Here is a 14,097-nt window from a genome sequence, read left to right as displayed (position 1 = left end):
GGAAAGGAAAGTGTCTCGTTTCTCAGAGACTCACTCGCTTACTTACGGAAAGGATCGAAGAGTTCGGGCTCAGCCTGAGCTTCGATGGGCTTTTCCAGGGTGACTCCGGCCGGGGGGCTGAGGACCACGGCATGCTGCTCGTAGCGAATCCGCAAGCGGCTGAAATTGGCGATGTATTCCAGCACAAAGCTGGCGGGAACTTGGTTCAGTTTGAAGCTGAAGGGCGCGATGCCCTCAGGCGGGGTCCGCACGACAATGTTGGGCACGAAACGTCCTTGAGTTTGCTGTTCCACAAGGAGCCGGAGGGCTTCGACCGCTTCCGTAGGGGTGGTGTCCACCAGATCCACCTTTGGCAAAATGACCCTCTCCAGGGCCGTCTGGATGCGGTTTTTCTGAAAGCGATCCCGATTTCCCTGAATTTCCAGAAGGTAGTAGCGGGCTTGGGGATGATTGGGAGCGACTTCAAGGATTTGGCGGAAGCGAGCTTCAGCGAGGTCGATTTCTCCCGCTTGAAAGAGTCGGACGGCCTGGTTGACCGCGCCGGTCAGGCCATCGGCCTGGGCCGAAGGGAAAGGGGCACCGGCAACCAGAAGGAAGGCGAGGAGGAGTTTCATAAGGGATTTTATTGGAGCTTCTTTCCTGCTAACATATTAGCAGGAAAGGGTCAAGTGAGTTGCTGGGTTTCTTGTTTGTGTCTGGGGGGCGTCTTGGCATTTTGCGCTTATGCTGCCCGAACTGCGGACGTCCATTCCGGGACCGGAATCGCTGCGACTGAGCGAACGGCTCCGGAGAGTGGAGTCGCGAAACGTGACCTTTCTTTCCTCTGATTTCCCCATTTTTTGGGAGCGGGCGGAAGGGGTGAATGTTTGGGACGTGGATGGAAATCGCTTTCTCGATTGGTCGTCGGCCTTCGCGGTGGCCGGGCTGGGGCATCGCAATGAGGCGATCGGGCAAGCTTTGTCCGGGCAAGCGGAGCGGCTGCTCCACGGTATGGGTGATGTCCATCCGCCGGCCCTCAAGGTGGAGCTATTGGAGCGACTCAGCCAGATGACTTATGAGCGCTGGGGCCTGGGACCTGCCAAATCGGTCCTTTCCAGTTCGGGCTTCGAGGCGGTGGAGACCGCTTTGAAGACGGCGGTCCTGGCCACGGGAAAGCCGGGCGTGGTGACCTTTGAAGGAGGCTACCATGGCCTGGGCTACGGGACGCTAGGGGCTGGGTCCTTCCCCAAATTTGCTCGACCGTTCGCCAAGCAGTTGGGTTCCTGGGGTCAGCGGGTGCCTTTTCCCTGCTGCCCGGATGAGCTGACGGCGGTCCGGGCGGAATTGACGTTGGCCCTCCAGTCGGGGGAGGTCGGGGCCATTCTGGTGGAGCCGATCCAAGGTCGGGGTGGGGTGCGCATCCCACCGGCCGGGTTCCTGGGGATGCTGCGGGAGGTGGCGGATGCCTTCGGAGCGGTCCTGATTTACGATGAGATTTTTGTAGGCTTTCATCGGACGGGGCGCCTTTTTGCCTGCGAGTGGGAAGCGCCGGCCTACCCGGATCTTCTCTGCGTGGGCAAGGCCCTGACGGGGGGCTTTCCGCTTTCCGCCTGTATTGGGCGCTCGGAGATCATGGACGCTTGGCCGGAGAGCGATGGGGAAGCGCTCCACACCAGCACGTTTTTAGGCCATCCTCTGGGCTGCGCTATGGCCTTGGCCGCCCTCAGCCAACACGCGGACGGGTCGGTCCGTTCGCTGGTGGGGGAACGGGGGCGGAAGCTGGAGGCCTCCCTCCGGGCAGCGGACTTGCCGGTGAAAGAGATCCGCGGGCGAGGCTTGCTCTGGGGAATCGAGTGCCAGCAAGCGCTCGGTCCGATCGCCTCCGGGGCGCTCGCGCGCGGTTTGATTGCCCTTGGCGGAGGCGAGACGGGGAGGGTCTTGGAATTGGTCCCGCCTTTTGCGATCGGCGATGAGGAGATCGACTACAGCATCGCCCAGCTGAAGGAGCTTCTGCTGCAAGCTTCCGACGAGGGGTAATACCAAGCTCCAGAATTCACTGGTAGAATGGAGGGAAGGTTAAGTGGGGATAACCCTCTTTTGGGAGCGTTTGCTGCACGAAAGAGCCACGAAAAAGGCCCTCCGAGGAGGGCCTTTCAAATGGGTTTCTAGGATCGGGTTTTCGGGAATTAGGAAGCCGCTTGGGCGGCTGCTTGTTTTTTGGCGATGGCTTCGCTGGAAGCTTCTTTGATGCGCTCCAGGCCTCGATACCGCTTCATTTCCTTCTCAACCAAACCCCGAGTCACGAGATTCTGAAGCTTTTCGTAGGCGCGCAGGCGGAGCATTTCTTCTCCTCCGCTGACGGCATTTCGCTTCTTGAGATTTTCGTAGACGAGTCCAAACAGCTCGTTGAACTCGTAAGAATTTGGTTCAGAAAGAACCACCACCAACTCATCGGTCACATGATCGGGAACCCGCCGTGAGAACCGAGTTCTTCTTGTAGTAGCCATAGACGGTGACGCTAGCACAGGAGGGGGCTTCGGGCGATTTGTTTTCGGTATTTCCCTAAAATTTTGTCAAATTTGCGACATCCAGCGTCAACTTGCCGCTACTGGTGTCGGCGCGGCCGAAAAATGACGCTAGCCAAGGGCGGCCAGACCGTCCATGGGAGGCGTTTTTGGTAACAGTTCATGGCAAGCGCGCACGAAGCTCTCGTTTCAGTCTCTTTGGCTGCAGGCACTGGGGTGCTCCTGACGGTGGTGAGTCGGCGGATGAATCTCCCCACCATCGTGACCTTGCTCGCGGGCGGCTTTCTCCTCGGCCCGCAGGGGCTGGGGTGGGTGCAGCCAGAGAGCTTGGGGTCGGTCTTTCCGGCGGTCGTTTCGCTGGCGGTGGGCATCATTCTGTTCGAGGGCGGGCTGACTCTCAATCTGCGGGAGTTCGCCGCTTCTTCCCGGGCCATCCGACGCCTGTTGACGATCGGGGTCCTGGTGACTTGGCTGGGTGGGGCGCTGGTGGTGTGGCTGATTTTCCGCACCGAGCCGGCTTTCGCTCTTTTGGCGGGGAGCCTGGTGATCGTGACCGGTCCCACGGTCATTGTCCCTTTACTGAAACGGATTCAGGCTGCGCCGCGGGTCGCGAGCATTTTGCATTGGGAGGGGGTTTTGATCGATGCCATCGGCGTTTTCATCGCCATCCTCTGCTTCGAGTGGATCGTGGGCGGGCAGGGCGGCCAGGCTCTCCTGAATTTCCTGCTGCGCGTTTTGTTGGGCGCGGCCGTGGGTTGGGGAGGGGGCTGGCTCATCCAAGCGGCCATCTGGAAGCGCTGGGTGCCCGAGAAGATGGTGAATGCCTTTGCCCTGGCTTCGGGGATCTTGCTTTTTGGCATTTCGGAAGCCTTTCTCCCGGAGTCAGGTCTGCTTTCGGTGACCTTGGCTGGGCTGGTCATTGGTTGGAAGCAACCGATTGAGCTGAAAGAGATCCGGGCCTTCAAGGCGGAGATCACTGATTTGCTGATCGGGATGCTTTTCATCCTTTTGGTGGCGCGCTTGGAGTGGCGGCAGTTCCTGGAATTCGGCTGGCCTGGCTTGGCGGCCCTGGCGCTTCTGATTTTGGCGGTCCGTCCGGCGAATGTCTTTCTTTCGACGATGGGAGCGGGCTTGAATCTGCGAGAGAAGATTTTTCTCTCCTGGGTGGCGCCGCGGGGAATCGTGGCGGCTTCCATGGCGTCTCTTTTTGCGCTGTCCCTGGGAGCGCAGGAGGAGCCGATTGGCGATCCCCAGTTTCTCGAGACCTTCACCTACTCAGTCATTTGCACGACCGTGGTTCTGCAAGGCTTTTCGGCTGGCTGGGTGGCGCGTGGGCTGGGTCTCAAGAAGCCGCAGCCAACCGGGTGGCTGCTGGTGGGGGCGCACCTTTTCGCTCGTCGCTTGGCGGCGCTTTTGCAGAAGCACTTGGAGGTCCCGGTGCTTTTAATCGATTCCAATTCCCGCTTCGTGGGCTACGCCAAGGAGGACGGCTTGACCGTGGTCCAGGGGGATGCCCTGGAGGTGGACGAGCTGATGGAGAGCGAGCTTTTCCAGGGAGTGGCGCAGGTTCTTTCTTTGACTGACAACGCGGAACTCAATCGCCTGGTGAGGTCCCAATGGGGGGCCAAGTTGGGCCGCTACGAGAGCTTTGGTTGGCGACCGGCCGCTTCTCCCGTCTCCTCCGGGACGGCTCCGGGCACCAGCCTTTCGCTCGAGTCGCCCGAGAAGACGGAGGACAATACGGGAGATGTTTTTGTGGAGCTGGCCCGTCCCTCCGTCATCGCGGGAGAGCTGGATCGGAGAGAGGCTTCTCTCGAGGTCATCACGGTGGGCAAGGTGAACCCGGGGTCCCCGCCGCTTCTGCCCGGTTTGCCTTTGATGATTTTCCGTGGGGGCAAGGGCCTGCCCCTGCGGGCGGGCAAGGAGCTGGGAGAGAGCTTGAAAAGCGAGGACCGCGTTTTGGTCTTGCATCGCTCGGATGGTTTCTTGCGACGTGGTTTCCAGAATGGGGGCTACCGGCGAATCGAAGCCGAAGATCTCGATGGGCTCTATCGACGGATCGTGGAGGTGGCCGCCCAAGACCTGCCCGCGCTTTCGGTGGAGGACACGGTGGCGACGCTGCAAGCGCAGGAGAAGTCTTTCCCCTCGGTGCTGGGGAAGGGCTTGGCCTTTCTCCACCTTTACTCCAGCCGGATCGAAGATCGCATGGCTTACTTCTTCCGTCTGGAAAGGGGGCTGTCTGTGATGGGGAAGGAGAATCAGATCCGGATGGTGATTTTTGTCATCAGTCCCCAGGGCGATGCCCAGGGGCACTTGAATACCTTGGCGGAGATTGCCCGCTGTTGCCGTCAGCAGAGCCACCTCGCGAGTCTTGAGCGGGCCGAGTCCATTGAGGAGGTTTTGCAGCTGGTCTGATACCAACCTCCAGAATTCACTGGTAGAATGGAGGGGAGGTGTTGTGGGGAAGAGGCGCTGAAGCGCGGGGAAGGGAGAGCCGGAGTCTTTCGAGCCAGCCCTGCGTTGCTCCTCGCTTACGGTGCCTGCACCGCGCCCTCGTCGCGCCCTGGTCTGGCCCGAAATCCACTCGGCCATTCTACCAGCTAATTCTGCAGCTCGGTATGAATCAGGGGGCTCCGGCTGCGAAGGTCCCGATGGCACGGAGCTGGCCACGGCTGAGGCGGAAGATTTCGTTGCTCGCGGGAAAGACGGCTTCTTGGTAGAGGGCGGCCAGTTGCGGGCTGAGTTCGGCCAGGCGATGGGCCAGCTCGGGGAAAAGATAGAGCGCGAAGCGGTCCGGGCAGGCGGCGTAGACGGTATCGCCCAACCAAGGGGCGACTCGTTCCCCGAGGCCCGGGTCCAGAAGGAGGGCGTGGGTCAGGGGGTGCTCGGAGCGGTAGAGGACGTATTGCACCACGCCTTGCTCGTCCCGCATCAATTCGGGCTCGAGTCTTCTGTGAAGCTGGCTCACGAGCCGCTGCGCGCTGCGGAGATGGCGGGCGCGGTCTTCGGGCTCGCTCGGGAGGGGGCGGAGGCGATCGGCCGCCAAGTGCCCTGCGGTCAGGAGGGTGTTTTGGGCGTCGGGTAGGGGGAAGGTGACGGGCGATCCTTCAAAACGCGGTTCCAGCCAGAGGGCCGGTTCTTCAGCCGAGAGGCTGCCAGCAAGAAAGAGCAGGAGGAGTGCTTTGACGTTGACCATCATGGCGGGGGCCAGCATAGAACGAGTCCGCGACCGAACCAAGGTGGCAATGTTAGCATGATCGCATTTCTCGAAGGCACGGTGGTGGAGAATTTTCCCGATCGCTTGGTCGTGAAGGTGGGCGGGATCGGCTATGCGGTGGCGGTGCCTTTGGGGACCTTTGATGATGTGCCGGCCGGGCAGGCGGTGACGGTGCTGACCCATTTTCATGTGCGGGAGAATGAGCAGGCTCTTTATGGATTCCGTCGCGCCGAGGAGCGCGATCTTTTCCAGTTGCTGCTCAATCGGGTTTCCGGGGTGGGGCCCAAGCTGGCCCTGGCCATTTTGAGCGGGATGCGAGTCGAGGAGTTCAAACAGAATGTGGTGCAAAACGAGGCCGCGGCCCTGGCGCGCATCAGCGGGCTCGGCAAGAAGACGGCCGAGCGAATCATTCTGGAGCTCAAGGATAAGCTGGGCGTGGCGGCGGTCTGGGAGCAGACCGGAGGGACGGGCCAAGGTGGGGAGACGGCGGGGGGCGATGCCGTTCTAGCGCTCATTTCCCTGGGCTACAAGCAGGCCGATGCCCACAAGGCGGTCCAGAAGCTGCAACAGGGCGACAGCCAGTGGTCCTCCGATGAGCTGCTCCGGGAGGCGCTGCGCACGCTCAACAGGTGATGAGCGGGCTGAGTTGGGAGGCGCTGGAGGCGGCCCGTCCGGAGGGGGGGCTCTTCGCGGGGAGCGATTGGCTGGGGTCCCCCGAGCCGCTCCGTTTGCCCCCCAAGCTGGGGAAGGAGATTCGCGCTTTGGGCGATCGGCTGGAGCGCTTTGTCAAGGCGGCCGATTCTCTTTACTATCGCTCCCGCAAGGGTTCGGCCCCGGGTTGGCTGGCCCGCTACCTGGAGGCGGGCAAGCCGGAGGAGCTTCTGCGCTTAGCCAACCATCGCAGCCAGCGCGAGGCGCTGCCCGAGGTGCTCCGGCCGGACTTGCTCTGGACGGAGGAGGGCTTGGCCATGACGGAGTTAGACAGCGTGCCGGGGGGGCTCGGGATCCTCGCTTGGCTGAACCAGGTTTACGCGAAAGCGGGTTTCCCGGAGGTGGTGGGCGGCCTCGATGGCATGCGGGAGGGCTTTGGTGCTCTTTTTCCCGAGGGCGGAGAGATCTGGCTGTCCCAGGAGAGTGCCGATTACCGACCGGAGATGACTTGGTTGGCTTCCCAGGTGGAGGGGGTGGAGGTGGTGCCGGCGGAGTCCGGCGGGCAAGCGGAGCGGGTCTACCGGTTTTTCGAGCTGTTTGACCTTCCCCAGCTGCCGGCGGTGGCCCGCTTGGTGGAGCGCTTGCAGGCCGGGCAGGCGGAGGTGACCGCGCCTTTCAAACCGCATTTGGAGGAGAAGCTTTGGCTGGCGCTTCTCTGGGCCAAGCCGCTGGAGCCGCTTTGGGAGCGGGAGATGCGGGCTTCTCATTTTGAGAAGCTGCGGGCGATGGTGCCGAGGGGGTGGGTGGTGGATCCGACGCCCCTCCCCCATCATGCGGTCCTTCCGGGGTTGGAGGTGCAAGATTGGCGGGATTTGGCTGGGTTCACCCAAAAGGAGCGGGAACTGGTTTTGAAGGTGAGTGGCTTCAGCGAGGAGGCTTGGGGGAGTCGGGGGGTTTTTGTGGGGAGCGATCTTTCGCAGCGGGAGTGGGCGGCCGCGCTCGACCGGGCCATCCGGGAGTTTCCCCAGGGTCCCTGGCTCCTCCAGCAATTCCATAAGGCCAAGCGTCTACGCCATCCTTACTTCGATCCCGAGACCAAGGAGATCCGTGAGATGGAGGGGCGGGCCCGGCTGTGCCCTTATTATTTCCGGACGGGAGCGGGGCTGGTCTTAGGGGGGGTGCTGGCGACGATCGTCCCGGCGGACAAGAAGGTGATCCATGGGATGCGGGACGGCATTCTCGTGCCGTGCGTGTTCGAGTGAGCGAGTGAGGGGTGAGCCGGGCTGGGGAGGAGACAAAAAGAAAGCCGCCTCGGTCGATACCAAGGCGGCTGTAGGGGCTGCAAAGGGGAGTCTCGGGCGCGCGCGCCGTGCTTACTTTCGCTTGAGGAAAGGAAGGCCGGTCCGCTCGTTTTCGATGACGGTGTAGCCATCGGGGAGGGCATCGAGGACGCCGTCTTTTTGCTCTCCGGCGAAGAAGAACAGTTTGGTCACTTTGCCATTGGCGCGTTTTTGTTCGCGGCAGTGGAGGTAGTAGTCTTTTCCGGATTTCTTGCTTTTGACGGAGTAGGCCATGAGTTCAGGTTGGTGTTACAGACGGGGTGTGCAGGAAGGCCGTGCGGCGAGGAGACACCGCGCGACCCAGAGAGTTAGATGAGGCCAGCCCCTTTCAGGGTAACGTAGGCGCCGTTCTTGGAGATGGTTTTGAGGGCGCGGGCACTCAATTTGACACGGACATACTTGTTTAGCTCGGGCACCCAGATGCGCTTGGTCTGGAGATTGGGCTGGAACTGGCGCTTGACCGTTTTGGTGACGTGCATGCCGATGCCGCCTTTTTTCTTCGCGAGACCACTGCGGTGAATTTTGCGACCGCTGGTGATGCGACTTCCGGTGATGCTGCAAACACGTGACATGGATAGGAACCTCGGTTTCTGGAAAGAGGGGCGGAAGATGTATCCGCGTTTCCCCGAGGGTCAAGGACAAATGGCAGCGCTTTCCAGGCGGGAAGGGCCAATTTTTGGCTTGCAAATACTGTTCAAGTGAACGTTATTGGTCTTCGCGCTGTTATGAACGTGGCGACTTCTTCCAAGGACAAGTTGGGTTCGCTGAGAGCGGCTCTTTGCGACCGGTTTGGGGCGCAGGCGGTGGTGAAGTTTGCGGCTCCGTTGACGGCCACGGAGGCGCCGGTCTTCCCTCGCGGGGAGGTGACGGAGCTGGTGGCGGAGGGGCCGGGCAGTGGCATCGCGCTGGTGGTGGCGGATCTTTTGCGGAGGGGGGAGGAGGTTGGCATTTCGCCGGAGGTGCCTCTGGCGCTCATCGATGGGACGGATTCCTTTGATCCTGAGTCCTACGGGGCGGCCAGCTGTGATCGGGTGCTGTGGGTTCGCTGCCGGGAGGTGGGGGAGACGCTGCGGGCGGCGGATCTTTTGCTGCGCGATGGAAATCTGCCTTTGGTGGTGCTGGACATCGCGGGCAATGATCGCGAGGCCTTGCGAGGCGTGGCTGCGAGTTCTTGGCATCGCTTGAGGATTTTGGCCCAGACTTCGGGGGTGGCGCTGGTGGTTTTGAGTTCGGAGGCGGTGGTGGCGGGAGCCCGGCAACGGCGCGTTTTGCCCGATTGCTTTACGTTGGAGGATTTGGATCGTTTCCCGGGGGAGTTGCACGCGCAGGTCCGGGTGGGGGAGCGCGGCAAGGAGGTGGCGCGATGATCGCGGCGCTGCATGTGCCGCAATTGCCCCTGCAGGTGGCGCTCTGGGAGGAGCCGGATTTGGACGGGCAGCCTTGTGCCATGCTGGCCCCGGGATCGCTCCGCGAAGGGGGGCCGAGAGTGCCTGTGCTCTATGCCAATGCGCGGGCGCAGCGAGAGGGCGTGGAGACGGGCATGGCCTTGACGCGCGCGCTGGCCCGCTGCCGCACGCTGCAACTGCGGGAGCGGGTGCCGGAGGCGGAGGCGCGGATGCGCGAGAGCTTGCTGCGCCGAGCCACGCACTTGGCGGCGGATGTGGAGCTGGCGGATGAGGCGACGGTTTTGCTGGATGTGTTTCCCATCCCAGAAGCGCGCCGTGATCCGGCTGCGTGGCTCGAGGCGCTGCCAGAGTTTCCGCTTTTCTGGCGCCGGGCCATCGGGCCCACTCCGGAAGCGGCGTGGCTGGCGGCGGTCAGCGGGCGGGAGGTGGTCGAGGAGGTGGAGGCTCTTTGGGATTTGCCCCTGGGTGTGCTGGCGACGCTGGGCGCTAGGCCGGAGTGGCGGGAGCGCTGGGAGGCTTGGGGGCTGCGGCGCGTGGGGGAGTTTGCCCGCTTGGCGGGGGCTGCGGTCAGGGATCGATTAGGCGTGGAGGCGAGCAGGATGCATGCGGTGCTCAATGGGGAGCGGCGTCGCTTGCGATTGCATCGCCCTGTGAAGCGGCTTTTGGAGAGCTTCGAGCTGGAGGAGCCGGTCACCCAACTGGAGCCTCTATTCTTTGTGCTTCATCGTTTGCTGGAGACGCTCGTCGGGCGGTTGCAGGCCATGCTGCGGGTGGCTCGGGAGCTGGTGCTGACTTTGCATTTCATCGATGGACGGGCTGAGGAGAGTCGCCTCCGGGTGGCCGATCCGAGCGCGGGGCTGGAGGGGTTGATGGCGATTTTGCGGGCTTTCCTGGAGGGGGCGGAACACGCTGCGCCGACCCAGGCGGTGACGCTGGAAGTGCTCCCCACGGAGGCGTCTCAGGCGCAACGGGATTGGATGCGCCGGGGCTTGGCGGATGGCAATCGCTTCACCGAGACGCTGGCCCATTTGCAGTCCCTGGTGGGTCGGGAGCGAGTGGGGCGCCCCAGGCCGGCTCGCTCCCACCGGGCAGAGGATTTTGCGGTGCAGCCTTTCCATAGCGGGAGGGGGGGAGGGGAGGTTCCTGCGGTTTTGCCCTTGCCGCTGCGCCGTTTTCGCCCGCCTATCGGGGTGACGGTGTTTTCCGAGGGCCGAGGAGGGCTGTCGTGGCCGCTGGCTTTGCAGGGTGGGCCTTGGGCTGGATCGATCACTGCCCGGCGGGGGCCTTTTCTCCTCTCAGGACACTGGTGGGGGCAGGAGGCGTGGAAGCGGGTGGAGTGGGATGTGTCCCTGGAGTCGGGCGCGCTTTTGAAAGTGGCTCAAGTGGGGGGGACGCGCTGGTGGGTGGAGGGGGCCTATGGCTGAGTATGGCTGAGAGGGAGAGGAGCCAAGGATGAGTGGCTTTGTGGAATGGCATGCGCGCAGTGCTTTTTCTTTTCTGCGGGGGGCGAGTCAGCCGGAGGCTTTGGTGCGACGGGCGGCGGCCCTCGGCATGCCGGGCCTGGCCGTGTGTGATCACGCGGGATTTTATGGCTCGGCGCGGGTCCAGGTAGCGGCGGCCGAGGTGGGATTGCGGGCCTGGGTCGGGACGACGCTCGATTTCTGCGATGGCACGTCCCTGCCCCTTTTGGCGGCGACTAGGGAGGGCTACCAGAATCTTTCGCGCTTGCAGACTCGACTCCATTTGGAGGCCCCTGAGCGAAAGGTGGCTTGGCTGGACTACGCGAGTTTTTTCAGTCTGCCCGAGGAGGCGCTGGCAGGCGTGGTTTGTCTGAGCGGGGATGGCGAGGGACTACTTTCTCGATTGCTGGCTGCCAACAAGAAGGCGGAAGCGCTCCGCTTTGCCGGGCAGCTGGTGGAGCGTTTCGGTGTGGGGCAGGTGGTTTTGGAGGTGGTGCGGCATCGCAGGCGGGGGGAGCGGCGGGTGGAGCGGGCTTTGCGGGATTTGGGGGAGCATCTGGGGCTTTCGGTGATGGCGAGCAATGCGCCTCTTTTCGCCGAGCGGGAGGCGCGCTTTCTCCATGATGCGCTGACTTGCCTGCGGCATCACACCCGCTTGGATGAGGCGGGGCGTCTTTTGGAGTGCAATGGGGAGCGCACCCTGAAAGGGCCTGAGGAGATGGAGGCGCTCTTTGCGGATTTCCCAGAGGCGCTCGCCGAGAGTGGGCGTTTGGCAGAGAGGGTGGAGTTCACGCTCGAGAATTTGGGCTATGAGTTTCCTTCGTTTCGAGATCCGGCGACGGGGCGGTGTTTGAGTCGGCCGGAGGAGATCGGCCGTCTTCGGGAGGAGGCTTGGCGGGGCTTGAAGCAACGTTGCCCGCGGGCCACGCCCCAGCTGCGCCAGCAGGTGGCGCATGAGCTGAGCTTGATCGAGCGCTTGGGCTTTTCCGGTTATTTTCTGGTGGTCTGGAGCATCAAGGAGTTTGCCCGCGGGGAGGGGATTCTCTGTCAAGGGCGGGGATCGGCTGCCAATTCGGTGGTCTGTTATGCCTTGGGCATCACCAATGTGAATCCCATGGAGCAGCAGCTGCTCTTTGAGCGCTTTCTTTCGGAGAATCGAAAGTCGTGGCCGGATATCGATATCGATTTTCCTTCCGGGGAGCGGCGCGAGCGCGTCATCCAACATGTCTTTGATACCTATGCCCCCTACGGCGCGGCCATGACGGCCAATGTCATCACCTACAAGCCACGTTCGGCTTTTCGTGAGATGAGCAAGGTGCTGGGTTTCCCCGAGGAGCTGGCCAACCGTTTTTCGGAGATTTCTGCCAGCCCCCGCTCGGAAGATCCCCAGCGAGAGGTGGCGGGGAAGAGCCCCAAGGAGGCGGTCTACCCCAGCCAGCTGGTGGACGGTTTGGAAGAGACTTTTGTGCAGTCCGGTGTGGCCAAAAGCGATGTGCGGTTCCTGCCTTTGCGGAGGCTGTATCAAGAGGTTTTGCGCCTGCCGCGCCATCTCGGGCAGCATTCGGGGGGGATGGTGTTCACCCATGGGCGCTTGGACCAGGTGGTGCCCTTGGAGCCGGCGGCCATGCCGAATCGGACCGTGGTGCAGTGGGATAAGGACGATTGTGAAGATTTGGGGATCGTTAAGGTGGATTTGCTGGGGTTGGGGATGATGGCGGTGATGGAGGATGTCTTGACGATTTCGCGCGAGCGGGGCGAACCCGTCGATTTGGGCACGCTCCCGAAGGACGATGCCGCCACCTATGAGTTGATGTGCCAGGCGGATACGGTGGGCACCTTTCAGGTGGAATCCCGCGCGCAGATGGCCACGCTCCCGATTCTGCGACCACGGACGTTTTATGATGTTTGCATTGAGGTGGCCATCATTCGTCCCGGCCCGATCGTGGGGGATTTGGTGCATCCTTACCTCAACCGGCGGACTGGGCGCGAGCCCATTGATTGCATCCACCCGGCTTTCGAGCAGGCTCTCGAGCGGACGCTCGGGGTGCCGCTCTTTCAGGAGCAGATCTTGCAAATGGGGATGCTGATCGCGGACTTCACCGGGAGCGAGGCGGATGAGCTGCGCCGCGCCATGTCTTTCAAGCGCTCGGATGAGCGGATGCAGCGCGTGATCGCCAAGTTGCGCGCGGGGATGACGGCCAAGCGCATCACCGAGGAGGTGCAAGACAAGGTGGTGCATTCCATCCAGTCTTTCGCTCTCTATGGCTTTCCTGAGAGCCATGCGATTTCTTTTGGGCTCCTGGCGTATGCCTCCTGTTGGCTGAAGGTGCATCGTCCAGCGGCTTTTTATGCGGCCCTTTTGAACAATCAGCCGATGGGCTTTTATGCCCCGGCCACTCTGATCCGAGATGCCAAGAAGCGGGGCTTGCGGGTGCGGCCGGTGTCGGTGGTGGCCAGTGCGGGGGAGACGACGGTGGTAGAGGATCGACAAATCCGATTGGGGCTGAGCCGGCTGAAGGGGCTGGCCCAGAAGACGAGTGATCGATTGCTGAGAGAACGAGAAGCGCGGCCCTTTGTTTCATTGAGCGATTTTCTGGCGCGGGTCCGGCCCAGCAAGAAGGAGCGACGCATTTTAGCGGAGTCCGGGGCCTGCAATGATTTGCCGCGGGTGGAGCATCGGCGGCAAGCGCTTTGGCAGGCGGAGCTGCCTTTGATGAAGGGCTTGTTTGCGGCCAGGCCGATGGCGTCTGCGGTGGAGGAGTCGCCTTTGGCCGAGATGAGCCCAGGAGAGCGTTTGGCGGCCGACTTTGCTACCATGTCTCACACCACGGGGCCGCACCCTATGACGATTTGGCGTCGCATGGCGGGCCAGTCGAGGAGCTGGCAAGCGCTTTCCCGCCGAGCCCTGCGAGCGGAGGAGCTGCTGCGAGAGCCGCATGGACGGCGCGTGGAGATGGTGGGGATGGTGATTTGTCGCCAGCGCCCTGGCACGGCCAAGGGACATTGTTTCCTTTCTTTAGAGGACGAGAGCGGACTCGCGAATGTCTTTGTGCCCAAGAAGACCTACCAGGCTAACCGGCTCACCATCACGCGGGAGCCGTTTCTCTGGATCACTGGGCGGGTGCAAGTGGGAGAAGGCGAGGTGGTTTCCCTTTACGCGGAGAGTTTGGAGGGCTTGCCGCAGGAAGGCTTGGTGGCGGCACCGAGCCACGATTTTCATTGATACCCGCCTTGCCAGGGCCTGGGTCGGAGGGAGGGTGATTTGCAGATGGTTCCCCTGGGATTTTTCTAAGAGGCGCTGGGCTACCCTTTTATACCAAGCTCCAGAATTCACTGGAAGAATGGAGGGGAGGTGTTGTGGGGAAGAGGCGCTGAAGCGCGGGGAAGGAAGAGCCGGAGTCTTTCGAGCCAGCCCAGCGTTGCTCCTCGGTTACGGTGCCTGCACCGCGCCCTCGTCGCGCCTTGGTCTGGCCCGAAATCCACTCGGCCATTCTACCAGCCAATTCTGCAGCTTGGTAT

At 62.4% G+C, this 14,097-nt stretch carries 12 protein-coding genes; 7 read left to right on the top strand and 5 right to left on the bottom strand.

Features of this window, described 5'->3' with window-relative positions:
- Positions 1–38: 38 nt before the first annotated feature.
- On the bottom strand, positions 39–614 hold the full coding sequence (locus tag AAF555_04880; protein MEM6910898.1) for a hypothetical protein: 576 nt from the start codon (positions 612–614) through the stop codon (positions 39–41).
- Between the two features lie 109 nt (positions 615–723).
- On the opposite strand from AAF555_04880, the gene AAF555_04875 reads away from it, so the two are divergent.
- Positions 724–2,016 carry an aspartate aminotransferase family protein gene (locus AAF555_04875; protein ID MEM6910897.1) on the top strand — a complete coding sequence of 431 codons (1,293 nt, stop codon included), beginning with the start codon at positions 724–726 and terminating at the stop codon, positions 2,014–2,016.
- Positions 2,017–2,165: 149 nt separating this feature from the next.
- On the opposite strand, the gene AAF555_04870 is transcribed toward AAF555_04875, so the two are convergent.
- Positions 2,166–2,486: a hypothetical protein gene (locus tag AAF555_04870; protein ID MEM6910896.1), complete on the bottom strand. Its 321-nt coding sequence runs from the start codon at positions 2,484–2,486 to the stop codon at positions 2,166–2,168.
- 216 nt (positions 2,487–2,702) lie between these two features.
- Here AAF555_04870 and AAF555_04865 point away from each other — a divergent pair, with 216 nt between their 5' ends.
- On the top strand, positions 2,703–4,919 hold the full coding sequence (locus tag AAF555_04865) for a cation:proton antiporter (GenBank protein MEM6910895.1): 2,217 nt from the start codon (positions 2,703–2,705) through the stop codon (positions 4,917–4,919).
- 208 nt (positions 4,920–5,127) lie between these two features.
- Here the strand turns inward: AAF555_04865 and AAF555_04860 are convergent, their stop codons facing one another.
- Positions 5,128–5,718 carry a hypothetical protein gene (locus AAF555_04860; protein ID MEM6910894.1) on the bottom strand — a complete coding sequence of 197 codons (591 nt, stop codon included), beginning with the start codon at positions 5,716–5,718 and terminating at the stop codon, positions 5,128–5,130.
- A gap of 39 nt (positions 5,719–5,757) precedes the next feature.
- On the opposite strand from AAF555_04860, the gene ruvA reads away from it, so the two are divergent.
- Positions 5,758–6,354: a Holliday junction branch migration protein RuvA gene (ruvA, locus tag AAF555_04855; protein MEM6910893.1), complete on the top strand. Its 597-nt coding sequence runs from the start codon at positions 5,758–5,760 to the stop codon at positions 6,352–6,354.
- Positions 6,354–7,634 (top strand): hypothetical protein, encoded by a 1,281-nt coding sequence (locus AAF555_04850; GenBank protein ID MEM6910892.1) that lies wholly within the window; start codon positions 6,354–6,356, stop codon positions 7,632–7,634. Before ruvA ends, AAF555_04850 begins: the two co-directional genes overlap by 1 nt.
- A gap of 111 nt (positions 7,635–7,745) precedes the next feature.
- Here AAF555_04850 and AAF555_04845 read toward each other — a convergent pair whose 3' ends face one another.
- Both AAF555_04845 and rpmB read right to left on the bottom strand, forming a co-directional pair.
- Positions 7,746–7,946 (bottom strand): hypothetical protein, encoded by a 201-nt coding sequence (locus AAF555_04845; GenBank protein MEM6910891.1) that lies wholly within the window; start codon positions 7,944–7,946, stop codon positions 7,746–7,748.
- Between the two features lie 74 nt (positions 7,947–8,020).
- Complete coding sequence (gene rpmB / locus AAF555_04840; GenBank protein MEM6910890.1) at positions 8,021–8,284, bottom strand: 50S ribosomal protein L28; 264 nt, start codon at positions 8,282–8,284, stop codon at positions 8,021–8,023.
- Positions 8,285–8,437: 153 nt separating this feature from the next.
- Here rpmB and AAF555_04835 point away from each other — a divergent pair, with 153 nt between their 5' ends.
- From AAF555_04835 to AAF555_04825, 3 genes are read left to right on the top strand one after another with little or no spacing between them, the layout of a single operon-like run.
- Positions 8,438–9,079: a hypothetical protein gene (locus AAF555_04835; GenBank protein MEM6910889.1), complete on the top strand. Its 642-nt coding sequence runs from the start codon at positions 8,438–8,440 to the stop codon at positions 9,077–9,079.
- The gene (locus AAF555_04830; GenBank protein ID MEM6910888.1) at positions 9,076–10,542 is read left to right on the top strand and encodes a DNA polymerase Y family protein; all 1,467 of its coding nucleotides are present in this window, start codon (positions 9,076–9,078) and stop codon (positions 10,540–10,542) included. The genes AAF555_04835 and AAF555_04830 overlap by 4 nt, the downstream gene beginning before the upstream one ends.
- Positions 10,543–10,570: 28 nt before the next feature.
- Positions 10,571–13,801: an error-prone DNA polymerase gene (locus AAF555_04825; GenBank protein MEM6910887.1), complete on the top strand. Its 3,231-nt coding sequence runs from the start codon at positions 10,571–10,573 to the stop codon at positions 13,799–13,801.
- Positions 13,802–14,097 lie beyond the last annotated feature (296 nt).

The sequence above is a fragment of the Verrucomicrobiota bacterium genome (genome assembly GCA_039027815.1).
In the GTDB taxonomy this organism is placed as follows: Bacteria; Verrucomicrobiota; Verrucomicrobiia; order Verrucomicrobiales; family JBCCJK01; genus JBCCJK01.
The sequence above is the reverse complement of the archived record's forward strand: the minus strand, read 5'-3'. Positions and strand labels throughout refer to the sequence as shown.